At 31.7% G+C, this 16862-nt stretch carries 16 protein-coding genes; 11 read left to right on the top strand and 5 right to left on the bottom strand.

Annotation, left to right across the window (positions count from 1 at the left end):
• Window positions 1–36: 36 nt before the first annotated feature.
• The 4 genes from N2251_RS12185 to N2251_RS12170 all read left to right on the top strand — a co-directional run bounded on the left by N2251_RS12185 (window position 37) and on the right by N2251_RS12170 (window position 2555).
• Window positions 37–222 carry a hypothetical protein gene (locus N2251_RS12185; protein WP_260587006.1) on the top strand — a complete coding sequence of 62 codons (186 nt, stop codon included), beginning with the start codon at window positions 37–39 and terminating at the stop codon, window positions 220–222.
• A gap of 20 nt (window positions 223–242) precedes the next feature.
• Window positions 243–731 (top strand): dihydrofolate reductase, encoded by a 489-nt coding sequence (locus N2251_RS12180; RefSeq protein WP_260587005.1) that lies wholly within the window; start codon window positions 243–245, stop codon window positions 729–731.
• Between the two features lie 77 nt (window positions 732–808).
• Window positions 809–1702, top strand: a complete 894-nt coding sequence (gene gldA / locus N2251_RS12175; RefSeq protein WP_260587004.1) for a gliding motility-associated ABC transporter ATP-binding subunit GldA — start codon at window positions 809–811, stop codon at window positions 1700–1702.
• Window positions 1703–1715: 13 nt separating this feature from the next.
• Window positions 1716–2555, top strand: a complete 840-nt coding sequence (locus tag N2251_RS12170; protein WP_260587003.1) for an alpha/beta hydrolase family protein — start codon at window positions 1716–1718, stop codon at window positions 2553–2555.
• A gap of 145 nt (window positions 2556–2700) precedes the next feature.
• Here the strand turns inward: N2251_RS12170 and dnaE are convergent, their stop codons facing one another.
• Window positions 2701–7074, bottom strand: a complete 4374-nt coding sequence (gene dnaE, locus N2251_RS12165) for a DNA polymerase III subunit alpha (RefSeq protein WP_260587002.1) — start codon at window positions 7072–7074, stop codon at window positions 2701–2703.
• A 238-nt stretch (window positions 7075–7312) separates the two neighbouring features.
• Between dnaE and N2251_RS12160 the strand changes: the two genes are divergently transcribed.
• The 4 genes from N2251_RS12160 (at window position 7313) to N2251_RS12145 (ending at window position 9447) form a co-directional block, all read left to right on the top strand.
• Entirely contained in the window at window positions 7313–7504 is a 192-nt protein-coding gene (locus N2251_RS12160) for a cold-shock protein (RefSeq protein ID WP_260587001.1), read from the top strand.
• Window positions 7505–7677: 173 nt separating this feature from the next.
• Window positions 7678–8187, top strand: a complete 510-nt coding sequence (locus N2251_RS12155) for a 30S ribosomal protein S16 (protein ID WP_260587000.1) — start codon at window positions 7678–7680, stop codon at window positions 8185–8187.
• A 19-nt stretch (window positions 8188–8206) separates the two neighbouring features.
• The gene (rimM, locus tag N2251_RS12150) at window positions 8207–8737 is read left to right on the top strand and encodes a ribosome maturation factor RimM (RefSeq protein ID WP_260587356.1); all 531 of its coding nucleotides are present in this window, start codon (window positions 8207–8209) and stop codon (window positions 8735–8737) included.
• 119 nt (window positions 8738–8856) lie between these two features.
• A complete protein-coding gene (locus tag N2251_RS12145) occupies window positions 8857–9447 on the top strand; it encodes a PhnA domain-containing protein (protein WP_260586999.1) in 591 nt (196 codons plus the stop codon).
• 94 nt (window positions 9448–9541) lie between these two features.
• On the opposite strand, the gene N2251_RS12140 is transcribed toward N2251_RS12145, so the two are convergent.
• The gene (locus N2251_RS12140) at window positions 9542–10591 is read right to left on the bottom strand and encodes a nucleoid-associated protein (protein WP_260586997.1); all 1050 of its coding nucleotides are present in this window, start codon (window positions 10589–10591) and stop codon (window positions 9542–9544) included.
• 33 nt (window positions 10592–10624) lie between these two features.
• Window positions 10625–11224, bottom strand: a complete 600-nt coding sequence (gene rnhB, locus N2251_RS12135) for a ribonuclease HII (protein WP_260586996.1) — start codon at window positions 11222–11224, stop codon at window positions 10625–10627.
• A gap of 137 nt (window positions 11225–11361) precedes the next feature.
• Here rnhB and N2251_RS12130 point away from each other — a divergent pair, with 137 nt between their 5' ends.
• Window positions 11362–13323 carry a putative porin gene (locus N2251_RS12130; RefSeq protein ID WP_260586994.1) on the top strand — a complete coding sequence of 654 codons (1962 nt, stop codon included), beginning with the start codon at window positions 11362–11364 and terminating at the stop codon, window positions 13321–13323.
• A gap of 38 nt (window positions 13324–13361) precedes the next feature.
• Window positions 13362–13616 (top strand): hypothetical protein, encoded by a 255-nt coding sequence (locus N2251_RS12125; RefSeq protein ID WP_260586993.1) that lies wholly within the window; start codon window positions 13362–13364, stop codon window positions 13614–13616.
• On the opposite strand, the gene N2251_RS12120 is transcribed toward N2251_RS12125, so the two are convergent.
• Together N2251_RS12120 and nhaC are read right to left on the bottom strand one after the other, a co-directional pair.
• Window positions 13567–14019: a GNAT family N-acetyltransferase gene (locus N2251_RS12120; protein ID WP_260586992.1), complete on the bottom strand. Its 453-nt coding sequence runs from the start codon at window positions 14017–14019 to the stop codon at window positions 13567–13569. The two genes, N2251_RS12125 and N2251_RS12120, sit on opposite strands and share 50 nt — an antisense overlap.
• Window positions 14020–14054: 35 nt before the next feature.
• Window positions 14055–15521 (bottom strand): Na+/H+ antiporter NhaC, encoded by a 1467-nt coding sequence (gene nhaC, locus N2251_RS12115; RefSeq protein WP_260586991.1) that lies wholly within the window; start codon window positions 15519–15521, stop codon window positions 14055–14057.
• An 81-nt stretch (window positions 15522–15602) separates the two neighbouring features.
• On the opposite strand from nhaC, the gene N2251_RS12110 reads away from it, so the two are divergent.
• The gene (locus N2251_RS12110; protein WP_260586989.1) at window positions 15603–16625 is read left to right on the top strand and encodes a metal-dependent hydrolase; all 1023 of its coding nucleotides are present in this window, start codon (window positions 15603–15605) and stop codon (window positions 16623–16625) included.
• Window positions 16626–16862: the final 237 nt, after the last annotated feature.

Below are 16862 nucleotides of genomic sequence, written 5' to 3'. Positions count from 1 at the left end.
TACTAACTTTGTAAGAGGAACTAAAAAATATATAAGATGACTACAAATGTTGATGTTTTAAAAGATTCCCTTTACGATAAAATAGCTGATATTAATGACGAAAAAGTTTTAGAAGCAATTAAAACCTTAGTTGATAATATAAAAACGGATGTTTTGGATGAAGCTATTACAAGAAAAAGAGATTTAACAAGTTATATTAAAGAATGGGCAAAAAGCATATAGCCGTTCATTAAATACAATTTATGATTACAATAATTGCTGCAATAGCCAATAATAATGCATTAGGAAAAGATAACGATTTAATCTGGCATTTACCTGCGGATTTAAAACGATTTAAGAAAGTTACTTCGGGGCATCATATTTTAATGGGGCGTAATACTTTCGAAAGTATTGGAAAGCCATTACCTAATAGAACATCGGTTATTATAACCAGGAATAATGATTATTTTAAAGATGGATGTTTGGTAGCAAACTCAGTTGAAGAAGCGATTGAAATGTCGAAAAAAGACTCAGACGTTTTTATAATTGGAGGTGCCCAAATTTATAAACAAGCGATCGAAAAGGGATTGGTTGATCAGTTAGATGTTACTATTGTTCATCACGATTTTGAAGCAGATGTTTTTTTTCCAACAATTGATTTAGATGTTTGGGAAGAAATATCTAGAGAAGATTGTAAAGCTGATGAAAAAAATAAATACGATTACAGTTTCGTTTCTTATAAAAGAAAATAAACTTCTCGACTGCGCTCGAAGAAGTACGATAATTTACCTTATTCTGATTTTATTTCAGAACCTCACTTGATAAAAATATGTCAATACAACTTACTTCTATATCTAAAATTTACGGAACGCAAAAAGCAGTGAATGATATTTCTTTTGAAGCAAAAAAAGGAGAGATTGTTGGTTTTTTAGGCCCAAACGGAGCAGGGAAATCTACCACGATGAAAATCTTAACCGGATTTATTCAGCCAAGTGAAGGAAATGTTTTTGTAAGCGAAATAGATGTTGTTAAAAACCCTATTGAAGCACAGAAAAAAATAGGATACTTACCTGAGCACAATCCGTTATATTTAGATATGTATGTGCGAGAGTATTTACAGTTTCAAGCATCTTTACATCAAGTTAAAAAAGAAAAACTAGAAACTATTATTCAACAAGTTGGATTATCAATAGAAGCACATAAGAAAATCAATCAATTATCAAAAGGATATCGCCAACGAGTAGGTTTGGCAGCCGCAATTTTACACGACCCAGAAGTGTTAATTTTAGATGAACCAACCACAGGTTTAGACCCGAATCAATTGGTTGAAATTCGTGAATTAATAAAAGAACTCGGAAAAAACAAGACTGTTTTATTATCTACACATATTATGCAAGAAGTAGAAGCAGTGTGCGATCGAGTAATCATTATTAACAAAGGTGAATTGGTAATTGATAAACCCATTTCAGAACTTAAAACAAGTAATGAACAAATAATTAAAGTAACGTTTGATTATAAGTTAGAAGAACAATTTATACAGCGTTTACCAAATATTGTTTATTATAAAAATACGGTAGAAAATAACTGGATACTTACTTTTGAAACATCAGAAGATATGCGCCCAGTAATTTTCGACTTCGCCCAAGAAAACGGATTAAAAATACTTGGTTTAAACACCGAGAATAAAAACTTAGAAAGTCTGTTTAGAGAGTTGACTAGTTAAAATAATTCTCATTATGGAAATCAAAAAGAATATAATTCTAGATAGAGTTGATAAAAAACCTATTTTAATTGATGTATTTTCTTCAAAAGAAAAGAGTAATCAAACGATTGTTATTTTTTGTCATGGATATAAAGGTTTTAAAGATTGGGGAGCTTGGAATTTAATGGCTGAATATTTTGCTAATGCAGGATTTTGTTTTGTTAAATTTAACTTCTCTCATAACGGAGGAACTATAGAAAACCCTATTGATTTTCCAAATTTAGAAGTTTTCGGGAATAATAATTACACAAAAGAATTGGATGATTTAAACGATGTGTTAGATTGGGTATCTTCTTATTTTAAAGAGAGTGAAAATGTTAACACAAGTACTATCAATGTAATTGGTCATAGCAGAGGAGGAGGTATTGCAATAATAAAAGCATCAGAAGATGCTAGAATTACAAAACTGGTTACATTAGCAAGTGTAAGTGATTTAGCTAAACGTACTGCTACTATTGGGGATTTAAAAGAATGGAAAGAATCTGGTGTTAAGTATGTTGTAAACGGAAGAACGAAGCAACAAATGCCTCATTATTATCAGTTTTATAAAGATTTTAAAGCTAATGAAACTCGTTTAAATATTAAATCTGCTGAAGAGAAATTAAAGATTCCACATTTAATCATCCATGGAGATAATGACACTTCAATCTCTATTAATGAAGCAAAAGAACTGCATGAATGGAATACTAATAGTAAACTACAAGTTGTTGAAGGAGCAGATCATGTTTTTAATGTAAAACATCCTTGGGATGAAACTCAGTTATCTACTGAATTAGAAAAAGCAGTTAAGATTATTTTGATTTTTTTGAAATAAGAATTTTGAATATCCATTTCAAGCCATAATTATAATTTTAACGTCATTCCGAATTTATTTCGGAATCTCATTATACGATTAAGTAATGATTTGCGATGTAAACCTGAAATGAATTCAGGTCGATGGTTACGAATAATCAAAAAAATTAATTCAATTTATAATTAATATGTTGCTCGTCTAATAATTTTAAAAACTCGTTAGAAATTTTAATTTTAGTATTTCTGCTTGGTAAATTCAGCTCTATTTTTTCTTCGGTATCCCAAATGGTAAAATGTAAGTTTTGATTACCTCTATTAGTTGCAAATAAATGCTGTAAATCTTTAATCCTGTTTTCTTTTACTTCTTGTAAAGGCATTTTTATGGTTATTTTTTTACACATTTTATCCATAATATCATGAAGTAATAAGAACTCATTAAAGCTTACTCTTGGTTCACCTTTTATACCTTCTTTATTTGTCCAACCAGGTTTTACCATTGTTTTTACAAACAAGAAAGAGTTAGGTACCAAAAAGTGTTTAAACCTAAGGTATTCCTCTCCGAAAATTCTAAACTCAAAATTCTCACTATAATCTTCAATAAAAAAAGTAGCCCATCCTTTTCCTGCTTTAGATATACGATGTTGTACATCGGTTACAATACCACCAAAAGACAATGCCATGCCTTCGTATTTAGGAAGGTCGTTATAATGAGATAGTGCAGCGTTACAAAACTTCAGTTCGTTTTTAAAATCATCTAACGGATGCGCAGAAATATAAATTCCCACCACTTCTTTTTCTCTTCCTAATAGCTCCATGGTTCCCCAAGTATCACAAGTAGGAATAATTGGTTCAGGCATTTCTTCTTCAGAACCACCACCAAATAAAGAAACCTGAGAAGAATTCTGATTTTCTTGGTATTTATTACCAAAACGCAATGCTTTTTCTATAAATTTTTGATTCTTTTCATCCTCTACAAAATATTGTGCTCTGTGTGTATTTGTAAAAGAATCGAAACCACCGGCTAAAATTAAGCCTTCAAATGCTTTTTTATTAGCTACCCGTAAATCAACTCGTTTAGCAAGATCAAAAACAGAAGAAAAGTGACCATTCTCTTCACGTTCATTAATAATTGCTTTTACGGCAAGACCACCAACACCTTTAATTGCAGCCATTCCAAAACGAATAGCTCCTTCTTTATTTACCGAAAATTTAGAAAAAGATTCATTTACATCAGGGCCTAAAACTGTAATTCCGGCACGTTTACATTCTTCCATAAAAAATGAAACCGATTTAATGTCGTTCATGTTATTCGAAAGAACTGCCGCCATATATTCAGCAGGATAATGAGCTTTTAAATACGCAGTTTGATAAGCAATCCAAGCATAGCAAGTAGAGTGCGATTTGTTAAAAGCATAAGAAGCAAAGGCTTCCCAATCTGTCCAAATTTTTTCTAGCTTTTTTTCATCATGACCATTTGCAATTGCTTGTTTTACAAACTTTGGTTTCATTTTATCAAGAACCGCAATTTGCTTTTTACCCATTGCTTTACGTAAAACATCGGCTTCACCTTTGGTAAAATCAGCTAATTTTTGCGACAATAACATTACCTGCTCTTGGTATACGGTAATTCCGTAAGTTTCTGCAAGGTATTCTTCCATGGCAGGTAAATCGTACTCAATTTCTTCATCTCCGTGTTTTCTTCGGATAAAAGAAGGGATATATTCCATCGGTCCCGGACGATACAAGGCATTCATGGCAATTAAATCTTCAAAAACGGTAGGTTTTAAAGATCTCATGTGTTTTTGCATTCCGGGAGATTCATATTGAAAAATACCAACAGTTTCTCCTCTTTGGAAAAGCTCATAGGTTTTTACATCATCTAACGGAAAAGTTTCAGGATCTAAAAGTACATCGTGTCGTGCTTTTACAATTTTAACGGTATCCTTAATTAAGGTTAGCGTTTTTAATCCCAAGAAATCCATTTTTAGTAAACCAGCATCTTCAACGACTGAGTTGTCGAACTGAGTTACATACATGTCGGAATCTTTGGCAAGCGCAACAGGTACGAATTTGGTAATATCGTCGGGAGTAATAATTACACCACAGGCATGAATACCTGTATTACGAACAGACCCTTCTAAAATTCGAGCTTTATTAATGGTCTCTGCCATTAAATCATTTCCGTTAGAAAGTCTTTTTAGTTCGTTTACTAATTCTATTTCTTCAGCACGAAGTTTTTCCTTTAAGGTTTTTTCATCCAAAGAAAATATTTTCTTCAGTTTCATTCCAGGAATCAACTTGGCAATTCTATCGGCTTCAAAAAGGGGTAAATCTAATACACGAGCAGTATCTCTAATAGAAGATTTTGCTGCCATCGTACCATAGGTAATAATTTGTGCTACTTGGTTTGCACCATATTTATCAATTACATAATCCATTACACGACCACGCCCTTCATCATCAAAATCAATATCAATATCGGGCATTGATACACGTTCGGGATTTAAGAAACGCTCAAAAAGTAAATCGTATTTAATCGGGTCTATATTGGTAATCCACAAACAATAAGCAACTACAGATCCTGCGGCAGAACCACGTCCAGGGCCTACAGAAACATCCATGTTTCTCGCTTCGCGGATAAAATCTTCAACGATTAAGAAGTATCCAGGATATCCAGTTTTTTCAATTACTTCTAGCTCAAAATCTAAACGTTCGCGAATACTATCGGTTATTTCGCCGTATCGTTTTTTGGCACCTACATAGGTTAAATGTCTTAGAAAATTGTTTTCACCTCTTTTACCACCATCTTCATTATCTTTTTCATCTTTAAACTCATCAGCAATATCAAAAGCAGGTAATAGTACATCACGAGCTAACGTGTATGGCTCAATTTTATCAACGATTTCTTGAATATTAATGATTGCTTCAGGAAGATCGGCAAATAAAGCTTTCATCTCATCGGATGATTTAAAGTAATATTCGTCGTTTGGTAAACCATAACGATAGCCACGACCTCTTCCTTTTGGAGTTGCCTGTTTTTCACCATCTTTTACACACAATAAAATATCGTGTGCATTTGCATCTTCTTTACTTAAATAAAAAGTATTGTTTGATGCAACTGTTTTTACGTTGTGTTTTTTTGAAAATTTTAAAAGTGTTTCATTAACAACTTTTTCATCTTCTTGATTGTGGCGCATTAATTCAATATATAAATCATCGCCAAATTGTTCTTTCCACCAAAGCAATGCTTCTTCAGCTTGGGCTTCACCAACATTTAATATTTTACTAGGTACTTCACCGTACAAACTACCTGTAAGTACAATAATGTCTTCTTTGTATTGTTCAACTACTTTTTTATCAATTCTTGGGATGTAATAAAAACCATCAACAAAAGCAATAGACGACATTTTTGCTAAGTTGTGATATCCTTTTTTATTTTTAGCTAATAAAACAACTTGGTAACCGTTGTCTTTTTGACTTTTATTAGTATGATCGGTACATATATTAAACTCACAGCCAACAATTGGTTTTAAAGGTTTTTGTGTAGGTTCTTCCCCTTTTTCTATTGCTTCAATATTAGCCGAATCAACAGCTTTGTTGTGGTTTAAAACTGCTTGCACAAAATGAAAAGCAGCCATCATATTACCGGTGTCGGTCATTGCAACTGCCGACATGTTGTCTTTTGCAGCAGCTTTTACAATGTTGCCAATTTGTATGGTAGATTGTAAAACCGAGTATTGTGTATGGTTATGAAGGTGTGCAAACTGACTATTTTTTAATTCAGCTAAACCTTCATTAGTGCTTATTGTTGTTGTTTCCCCTTTTGCTTTTTCTTTTCTAGCGCGAATTTTTTCACTTTCTCTTTTAAGATTTAAGTGATTTAAGCCTATGATTTGAGTAACGCTAGGATTGTTTTGGGTATAACGATCAAAAAAGTCGTCTGTAACCTGAAGTTGCTCTTTGGTAAACTGACGTAAACGAATTAACTCTAAAAAACATCTAGTTGTTGCTTCTACATCGGCAGTTGCGTTGTGAGCATCTCCAAAACCATCTCCAAATAAATGTTGGTGTAATTCGGTTAATGTTGGTAATTTAAATTTACCACCACGACCACCAGGAATCTGACACATTTTTGCTGTATGCTCGGTACAAGTATCTAATATTGGTAGTTCTGTTAAATTATTATCAACACCTAAACGATGGAATTCACATCCCATAATATTGATGTCGAAAGCAAGGTTTTGACCAACAATAAATTTTGTTTTACTTAAAGCTTCATTAAATAAAGCTAAACCTTCAGAAAGCTCAATCCCTTGTTCTTGTGCTAAATCGGTAGAAATACCATGAATTCTTTCTGCATCATACGGAATATTAAATCCGTCAGGTTTGATAAGGAAATCATTATGCTCAATTAAATTACCTAATTCATCATGTAATTGCCAAGCAATTTGTGTTGCTCTAGGCCAATTATTAGTGTCAGTAATAGGCGCATTCCAACTTTTAGGTAGTCCGGTAGTTTCAGTATCAAAAATTAAATACATCTAGAGTGTTTTATTGAAGCGTTTAGGTATAAGTAAAGTGTAAAAATACGAAGAATTTGTGTTGTTTTTAGTAGAAGTTATTAACGAGTTTGTAACGTGATATTGAGTTTTATAGTCAATAAATACACATAATCTATTGTTATGTAGATGTTAAGTTTTAGCATTATTGAAATTAAATTATTTAAGAGTCGAATTATAGAAGTATCTTTGCACTTTATTAAATATAATATTTTTTACAATGAAAGAAGGAACAGTAAAGTTCTTTAACGAATCTAAAGGTTTTGGATTTGTTACTGAGTCAGGATCAAACACAGAGTATTTTGTACATGTATCAGGTTTAATCGATGAGATTAGAGAAGGTGATACAGTAGAATTTGATCTTAAAGAAGGAAAAAAAGGTTTAAACGCAGTTGATGTTAGAGTATTATAATATATAAACTCACCTAAATTTTCTTAAGAGCTTGTTTTTCAGGCTCTTTTTTATTGTAATAATGTTACGTTTTTAGTTTTTAGTGAAAAAAAAACTATACATTTGCGCCCACTTATCACGAGATGATAAGATTTGTTAATAATCAAGGTCGCGTACCTTAAAAATTAAAAATTATGCCTGTAAAAATTAGATTACAAAGACACGGTAAAAAAGGAAAACCTTTTTACTGGGTAGTAGCTGCTGATTCAAGATCAAAAAGAGATGGTCGTTATTTAGAAAAAATCGGAACGTACAATCCTAACACTAACCCTGCAATAATCGACTTAGATGTTGATACAGCTGTAGAATGGTTACAAAAAGGTGCTCAACCAACTGATACTGCAAGAAACATTTTATCTTATAAAGGTGTTTTATTAAAGAATCATTTAGCTGGTGGAGTTAAAAAAGGAGCTTTAACACAAGAACAAGCAGATGCAAAATTTGCAGCTTGGTTAGAGGAAAAAACTGGTTTAGTAGCTGGTAAAGTTGATGGTTTAGCAAAGGCGGATGCTGATGCAAAAGCAAAAGCTTTAGAAGCTGAAAAAGCTGTAAACGCTGCACGTATTGCTGCTAATACTCCTGCTGCACCTGTTGCAGATAGTGAAGAAGTAGCTGCAGATAACGGAGCAGATAGCGAAGAATAAAAACTGTACTATAATGATGATGCAAAAAGAAGATTGTTTTTATCTTGGCAAAATCGTTAAAAAACATAGTTTTAAGGGTGAAGTAGTTATTAAGTTAGACACTGATGAACCCGATCTTTACGAAAATTTGGAATCAGTTTTTGTCGATTTAGGCAATAATCTGGTTCCTTTTTTTATTGAAAAATCTTCGTTAAGTAAAAGCACTATGTTTCGTGTAAAATTTGAAGATGTAGATACCGAACAAGATGCTGATGCTATTATGCGAGCAGGAATCTATTTGCCTTTAAATTTACTACCAAAACTTACTGGAAATAAATTTTATTACCACGAAGTTATAGGTTTTACGATTATTGATAAAAACTATGGGGAGGTAGGTACTTTAGCATATGTAAATGATAAAGCAGCGCAACCTCTTTTTGAAATTGAAAACGGAGATACCGAAATTTTTATTCCTATGATTGATGACTTTATTAAAAAAGTAGATAGAGAGCATAAAACAATTGAAGTAGAAACACCAAAAGGATTGATTGAGTTATATTTTGAAGATTAACTTTTTTTGAGTATTTAAATATAAAAACGGAAGATTTTGTCTTCCGTTTTTATATTTTAGAAAGCTTGATTAAATATAAAAATGTACTTTTACAAACCTTAATTTATAGATTTAAAAAAATGAGTTTATTAGAAGAGTTACAAGATAGAAGTGGCAATCAATGTGAGTTGTGCGCTTCAAAAGATAATTTATCAATTTATGAAGTTAAACCAATGACTATTGGTGGTGTTGATGGAAGCTTGTTGGCTTGTGATACTTGTATTGAGCAAATTGAAGATACTGAAAAGACAGCTGCAAACCATTGGCGTTGTTTAAATGATAGTATGTGGAGTGAGTACAGAGCCGTAAAGGTTGTTGCTTGGAGAATGTTATCTAGACTTCGTAAAGAGGGATGGCCGCAAGATTTGTTAGATATGTTGTACTTAGAGGATGATGATTTACGCTATGCTAAAGAAAGTGGAGATCACTTAGAGGAAAGCGAAAAGATAATTCATAGAGATGCAAACGGAGCAATTTTACAAGCAGGAGATTCTGTAGTATTGATTAAAGATTTAAAAGTAAAAGGTTCTAGCATGGTTGCCAAGCAAGGTACGGCTGTTCGTAGAATTTCTTTAGATCATGAAAATGCAAATTATATTGAAGGTAAAGTAGGGCCTACTCAAATTGTTATTATTACCGATTACGTTAAGAAAATGGCTGAGAAGGAGTAAGAATCTAACGATGAGATTCTGAAATATGCTAAGAATGACGTTAAAAAATAAGAATTAAAAAAGGGAACGTTTTAAACGTTCCCTTTTTTAATTCTTATTTTTCTGTATTGTAAAATACTTTATAATATTTCATTTTTTTCTCTTCATCATAACCTTGTTCAAGATATTCTGAAGAAGCATCAGGTGCGTCTACATCAATTTTAATTAGAATGTTAGTATCGAGTTTAAACTCAGTTTTAAACTTACTTTTTTCTTTTTTTAATACTGCATCTGAAACTTCAAAATTATTACGGATTAAAACATCATTTAAGCCTTCAAAATGTTTTTTGTAGTCTTCAAACATGCCTTTATGTTTTTCATCTTCAAAAATTTCTTCTTTAAATCCGTGGTAATCTACGTTTTCATGTTCTTTAAAATAATCAACTGTACTTGCCAAGAAATTACTTTGTTCTTGCTTACCAAATTCAGGTTTAATGATTTCTTCAGAAAAATCTTTACACATCTCTAAATAATTCTGAGTATGTAAATTACGATCATCCGCAAATTTCGCGTTTAAGAAATTTTTAATCCAATATTGCGCATCATAGTTATTATTATCTACTGATAAAATTACGGTTCCTTCAGTATCTGAAGAATTTACAATTAAACACCCTTTGTCTAATTTTTTAGTAGAAATTCCTTTCTGAACCACTACATCAAAACTATCATCATCTAAATAGGTTTGTAAAAAATCTACTTTACTTTCAATTTTAAAAACACCAACTGCTTCGGTTAATATGTCTTTATATTCAATACCTTCGAAATAAACCACCAAAACATCACCAGTTTTTATATTGGCAGAATTTGATTGTTCGTATAAGTGATTTACAATGTTTTTAGAATGCTCAATAAAGGTGTTTTCATCTTCAAAAATATCAGAAGTGTATTTATTAATTTCGTTTAAACGAACATCTGCATGATGGTTAAAACGATAACTTTGTGTTACTGTACCAAAGTTTTTTAATAAAAAAGGCATTAGTAATTCGTAGCTTTCTTCATCGAAACGAACTAAGCTTTCTGAGAAAGAATTTTGGCCACTATTGTATTTATTAGCAACTTTATGAATAATACATTTGCTAATTTCTGCACGCGTTCTTTTAATCATCTTCTAAAATATTGGAAGACAAAAATAGAGAAACTAAAGTTTTAATTTAAATTGTTCGGGAAGTAATTTAAAAGTCATTCGGTGATAAGGGGTTGGTCCAAATTCACGAATAGCATTTCGATGTTCTTTTGTTGGGTAGCCTTTGTTTTTTTTCCAATTATATTGCGGGTATTCTTGATGAATTTTTTCCATATACTCATCTCTATATGTTTTTGCTAATACAGATGCTGCTGCAATACTCATGAATTTAGCATCTCCTTTTATAATAGTTTCATGCGGAATTTCCTTGTAAGGTTTAAACTTATTGCCATCAACAATAATAAATGCTGGTTGCGGAGAAAGTTGTTCTATAGAGCGTTGCATACCAGTTATAGAAGCTTGTAAAACATTTATTTCGTCTACTTCTTTATGATCAATAAAAGCAACGCCAAAGGCCAATGCGTGTTCTTCTATATACGGACGTAGTTCTTGACGTTTTTTTTCTGAAATTTGCTTAGAATCATTCAGTAAATCATGATGAAAATTTTCAGGTAAAATAACTGCCGCCGCAACTACTGGGCCAGATAAACAGCCTCTACCAGCTTCATCAGTACCTGCCTCTAAAACATGACCACTATAATTTAATTCTAACATATTGCAAATTAACAGTTTTCAAAGAAATTAAAATAATATTTTATAAAAAAAGAGAATACATGAAGTAATATACTTTAACATAGGTTTATACCGTTTTGGTCGTATCGGTTTCGTTTAATTATTTTACTTTTGTAGCTATGAAGAAAAGTTTTTTAGTGTTTTTTTGTTTGATAAGTGTACAGTTGCTTTTTTCTCAAATTAGGCAATTAGATGGTGGATTAGGAGGTTTTAACGGAGGGTTAAATCAAAATTCAGATTCAATATCTAATAATGAAATTAATGTAAAACTTAGTGGAAAAACGAAATATACAGATTATAAAATAATCTCTTTTAAAAACGATACTACCATTGTAGATACTACACTTACGTTAAAAAAACATTATAAGTTTAATTTCTTAAGAAAGGACAATTTCGAGTTATTGCCATTTCATAATCAAGGGCAAACATTTAATAACTTAGGATATAATTTTAAAGATATTTCTCAGTTTCCTGATATTGGTTTTCGTGCCAAGCAATTTGGTTTTTTCGAAATTAAAGATGTTGATTATTACCATGTGCCAACGCCAACAACCGAAGTTTTATATAGAACAGGGTTAGAGCAGGGACAGGTTTTAGATTTCTTATTTACGACCAATTTTTCGAAAAGATTTAATGTAGGAATCTCGTATAAGGGGCTCCGATCATTAGGCGCTTATAGGCAATCATTGGCTAGTTCTGGTAATTTTAGAATGAGTTTTAAGTATGAAAGTCCAAAAGGGCAATATGCTATAAAAGGGCAAGCAGTTAATCAAGATTTTTTCAATCAAGAAAACGGCGGTTTAACAGCGGAGTCATTAGCTGCTTTTCTTCGAGATGACCCTAATTTTAGTGGTAATAGAGGTAGGTTAGACATCAATTTAAATGATGCAGAAAACACACTAGAAGGAAAACGATTACATTTTGAACAGACATTTAAGTTGTTATCAGCAAAAGATAGTTTGCATGAAAATGATTTTTCAAATTTAAAAATAGGACATTCTTTTACTAGAAATTCTAAATATTATCGTTTCAATCAATCGGCGGCAACTCCAGATGTTTTTGGAGTTGCAAACACAACAGGAAAAGTAAATGATAAGGCTAATTTTTTAGTGTATAATAACGAAGTATTTTTAGATTTTAATTCTAAATATGTGCTAGGAAATTTTAGAGTGAAAACAGGATATAGTACATATAATTACGGATATGAAAACTTGCAAAACAATTTAGTAGGAATTACTAAGAATAAATTAAAGGGAGATGCCGTTTCTTTCGGAGCAAATTGGAACGGAAAAATAAAAAACTTCTATATAAATGCATCTGGTAATTTAACACCAGGTAGCGGGCGTCTTTCAGGAAACAATATAAAAGCTGAAGCTTTTTATAAAAAAGATAGTTTATTTACGGTAAAAGCGCATTTAGAAATAAGTAGCAAATTACCAAACTTTAATTTTTTACTGCACCAAAGTAGTTATAACGATTACAATTGGGAAAATGATTTTGCATCCGTAGGAACCAGAACATTAGGTGGCGTATTTGAGTCTAAATGGGGAAATGCATCCGTAGATATTACCAATATTAATAATTACACTTATTTTGATGAAACGAGTTCTCCAAAACAATTTTCGGGAAGTGTTAATTATTTAAAAGCAAAAGTATCAAAAGAATTTACTTTCGGGAAATTTGCGTTAGATAATACGGTAATGTACCAGAAAGTAGCAAACGGTAGCGATGTATTTAGAGTGCCAGAAATGGTAACAAGAAACACTTTGTATTATTCTGATAGTTGGTTTAAAGGAGATCCTTTATACGTGCAAATAGGAACCACGTTAAATTATTTTTCAGAATATAAAGCGAACGCTTATAATCCGTTATTAGCTGAATTCAGGTTACAAAATGATACTGAAATAGGATATCCTACGGTTGATGTGTTTTTTAATGCCAGAGTGCGTAGAACGCGTATTTATTTTAAAGCAGATAATGTGAGTTCTTTTTTCTTAAAAAAGAATTACTTATCGGCCCCAGGTAATCCGTATCGTGATTTTGTTATTCGTTTTGGAGTTGTTTGGAACTGGTTTATTTAGCCATAATATAGCAGATAAGTTATAATTGATATATGAGTATGAAAAGTCAATTAAAAAGTAATTGGAAACTATTTTTAATAGCAAGTTTAACCTTAGGGTTGGCTCCTTTTAATCCGCCACATATTGTTGGTAAACTAAAATGGATTTTAGGTGGAAATGCTTTTTCAGGTGAACAAGCAATGCAATTTAAAGATTGGTTTGATGTTTTATTACACGGATTACCTTGGTTGCTTTTAGTACTATCTACACTGTTAAATCTGCCTGCATTATTGGTAAAAACCGATTCGGAATAGTACTTTCTTTTTTATCAATGATTATAAACCCTTGACTTTTATAGAAATCTACCGCATTCGGATCCGCTAACAAAGTTAGTTTGTTAATGTTTAGTTTACGAGCCTTTTCAAAAGCATGTAATAATAATCTTTTACCAATCCCTTTTCCTATAAATTCAGGAAGAATAAATAACATCTCTAGTTCAATATTATTTTTTATTGGTTGATTTAGAATGTAAAATCCTGCAATTTTATTGTTTTGAACGAATTTATAAACAAATGCATCTTCAATCATTTTAGGAGTAACAGTTAAATCACTTCGCCAACTTTCTATTAACTCGTTAGGATAGCCCCAATATGCTTTAGAAATCAAAGCAATGTTGGTTAGTAATTCAATATCTTTTGTGGAGGCTATTTGTATCATATAAAAAAGCCTCACTATTAAAGTGAGGCTTGCTATTATTTTTTTGAAATTTCTCTAATTTTAATTCTGAAAGCTGCAAATAACAAAGTCATAAACGGACTTAAGTAATTAAATATTGCATATAAAGCGTATTCGCCAACACCTACGCCTAACACACCAGATTGATAGGCTCCACAAGTATTCCACGGAATTAATACCGAGGTTACAGTTCCTGAATCTTCTAGCGTTCTACTTAAATTTTCTGGTGCTAAGCCTTTATCTTCGTAAGCTTGTTTAAACATTTTTCCGGGAATTACTAAGGCTAGATATTGGTCAGAAGCAATAATATTTAATCCTAAGCAGCTAATAACAGTACTTGCAAATAATCCGAATACAGAAGAGGCAACGGTTAATAAAGCTTTTGTAAGTTTTGCTAAAGCACCAATAGCATCCATAATACCTCCAAAAACCATAGCGCATATAATTAATAAGATTGTCCATAGCATTCCTATAATTCCGCCAGAGCTAAACAATTCTGTTAATTTTTCATTATCAGTTTGTACTTGCGTATCAGTTAAAATTGCATTTAAAACAGATTGAAATCTAGATTCTGTAAGTGTATCTAATATGTTTCCTTGAAAAAGAAAGGCAAAGATTGCAGCAAGTATCACACCAGTACCTAGAGCTATTAAAGGTTTTGTTTTTAATAAAATCATTGCAATAACAACTGCAGGAACTATAAATAATATAGGTGAAATATGAAAAGTGTTTTGAATACTAGTTAATAAGTTACTGATGTCTGCACTACCAGTAGTATTAATTGTAGCACTTAAAATGCTAAAAACAATAAGTGTAATTACAATTGTTGGTACTGTGGTATACGCCATATATTTTATATGTGTAAATAAATCGGTACCAGCCATGGCAGGGGCTAAATTTGTAGTGTCAGAAAGTGGCGACATTTTATCTCCGAAATAGGCTCCAGAAATTACAGCACCAGCAATCATTCCTGTCGGGATTCCTAATGCACTACCAATTCCTACCAATGCAATACCAACAGTTGCTGAAGTGGTCCAAGAACTACCAGTGGCAATTGATATAATGGCTGCAATTATTACAGATGCTGGCAAAAATATAGCAGGGCTTAACACTTGTAATCCGTAATACACCATGGCAGGTATTATACCACTTACCAACCAAGTTCCTGCTAAAGCACCGACTAAAAATAAAATCATAATAGGTACAAAAACACTTTTCCAGTTTTCTAAAACTTCGGCAATCATTCTTTGGATAGAAACCTTGTTAAAAATACCAACTCCGGCAGCAGCTAAACCACCCATCAATAAAATATATTGATTAGAGTAATCACCTAACCAAGCTCCATCAGCATAAAATATATTATATGCCAATAACCCCATCAAAATAACTACAGGAATTAAAGCTTCCCATATACTTAGTTCTGTATTGTCAATAATTTTTTGATTTTCTATGTTAATTTCAGATAAATTTTTATCGTCTTGCATTGTGTCTTATTTTTCGGTTTGTAATGTTACGATTTTGTAAAGAATTATACAAGTAGAATTCGTTTACTACATTTGTTATATATGGATTCATTAACACAAATTGTTTTAGGTGCTGCCTGTGGCGAAATAGTACTTGGTAAAAAGATAGGAAATAAAGCATTGTTATTTGGGGCAATTGGAGGTACCATACCCGATTTAGATGTATTTATTGGTGGTTGGTTGTACGGAAATGAAATAGATGCTATGGCGTTTCATAGAGGTTTTATGCATTCGATTTTGTTTGCTGTTTTAGGTTCTTTTTTCTTCGGATGGATAACATTTAAATTATACAATAAAAGAAATCGAGCAAAAACAACAACATTAAAAAATTGGATTTGGCTGTATTTTTTAGCCATATTTACACATCCAATTTTAGATAGTTTTACACCTTACGGAACGCAGTTGTTTTTACCTTTTTCTGATTACAGAGTCGCTTTTAATAATATTTCGGTGGTAGACCCTTTATATACATTGCCGTTTTTAATATGTTTAATTGTAGCCATGTTTTATAATCGAAAACGAACCAGAAGAGCAGCTTGGGTAAAAGCAGGAATTTATATTAGCTCTGCCTATATGTTGTTTACTCTTTGTAATAAGATTTATGTAGACTCTGTTTTTAAAGGTTCTTTTGATAAAGCAGGAGTTACTTATAGCAGATATTCTACCCAACCAACAATTTTTAATAATGTTTTATGGTATGGCGTTGCCGAAACTGAAAAAGAATACAAAGTAGGATTTTATTCGCTATTTGATAAAAAAAGAAGTGTAGATACAATCTTAACAATTCCCAAAAATCGAAAATTGTTAGATGTAAATCATCCAGATATAAAAACGTTAACTTGGTTTAGTAATGGTTATTATAATTTAGCTCCGATGGATGCATCAGAAAACGTACAATATATAGATTTACGTTATCCTTTTTTAAACCCTAATGATACATCAACATCAGTATTTAAGTTTGAGTTAAAGGAAGATGGAAATCGCTGGGATATGGTTCCGTTTTCAGGTAATCGACCATCAAAAGAAGATTTAAGCGAATTTTTTAAGCGTTTTTCAGGAAAGTAATTAGTTGCATTTATAAGTAACACAAAAGCACCAAATACCATATTATCGTATTTGGTATTTTTTAGTAATTCTATCGCTTTATCCCTGTTTTCAGGGATAACAATTTTACCTTTTACAAGGGATAATAATCACACTTGATACTTATAATTTTGTCTTATAACAAATAACAAAAATGTTATGTGTTAATGGTTTGCTGTTTTTATTAAACAAATACACCTAAAATTAAACACTAAAATA

This window comes from Tenacibaculum haliotis, assembly GCF_025215075.1.
GTDB classification, from domain to species: Bacteria; Bacteroidota; Bacteroidia; order Flavobacteriales; family Flavobacteriaceae; genus Polaribacter; species Polaribacter haliotis_B.
The sequence above is the reverse complement of the archived record's forward strand: the minus strand, read 5'-3'. Positions and strand labels throughout refer to the sequence as shown.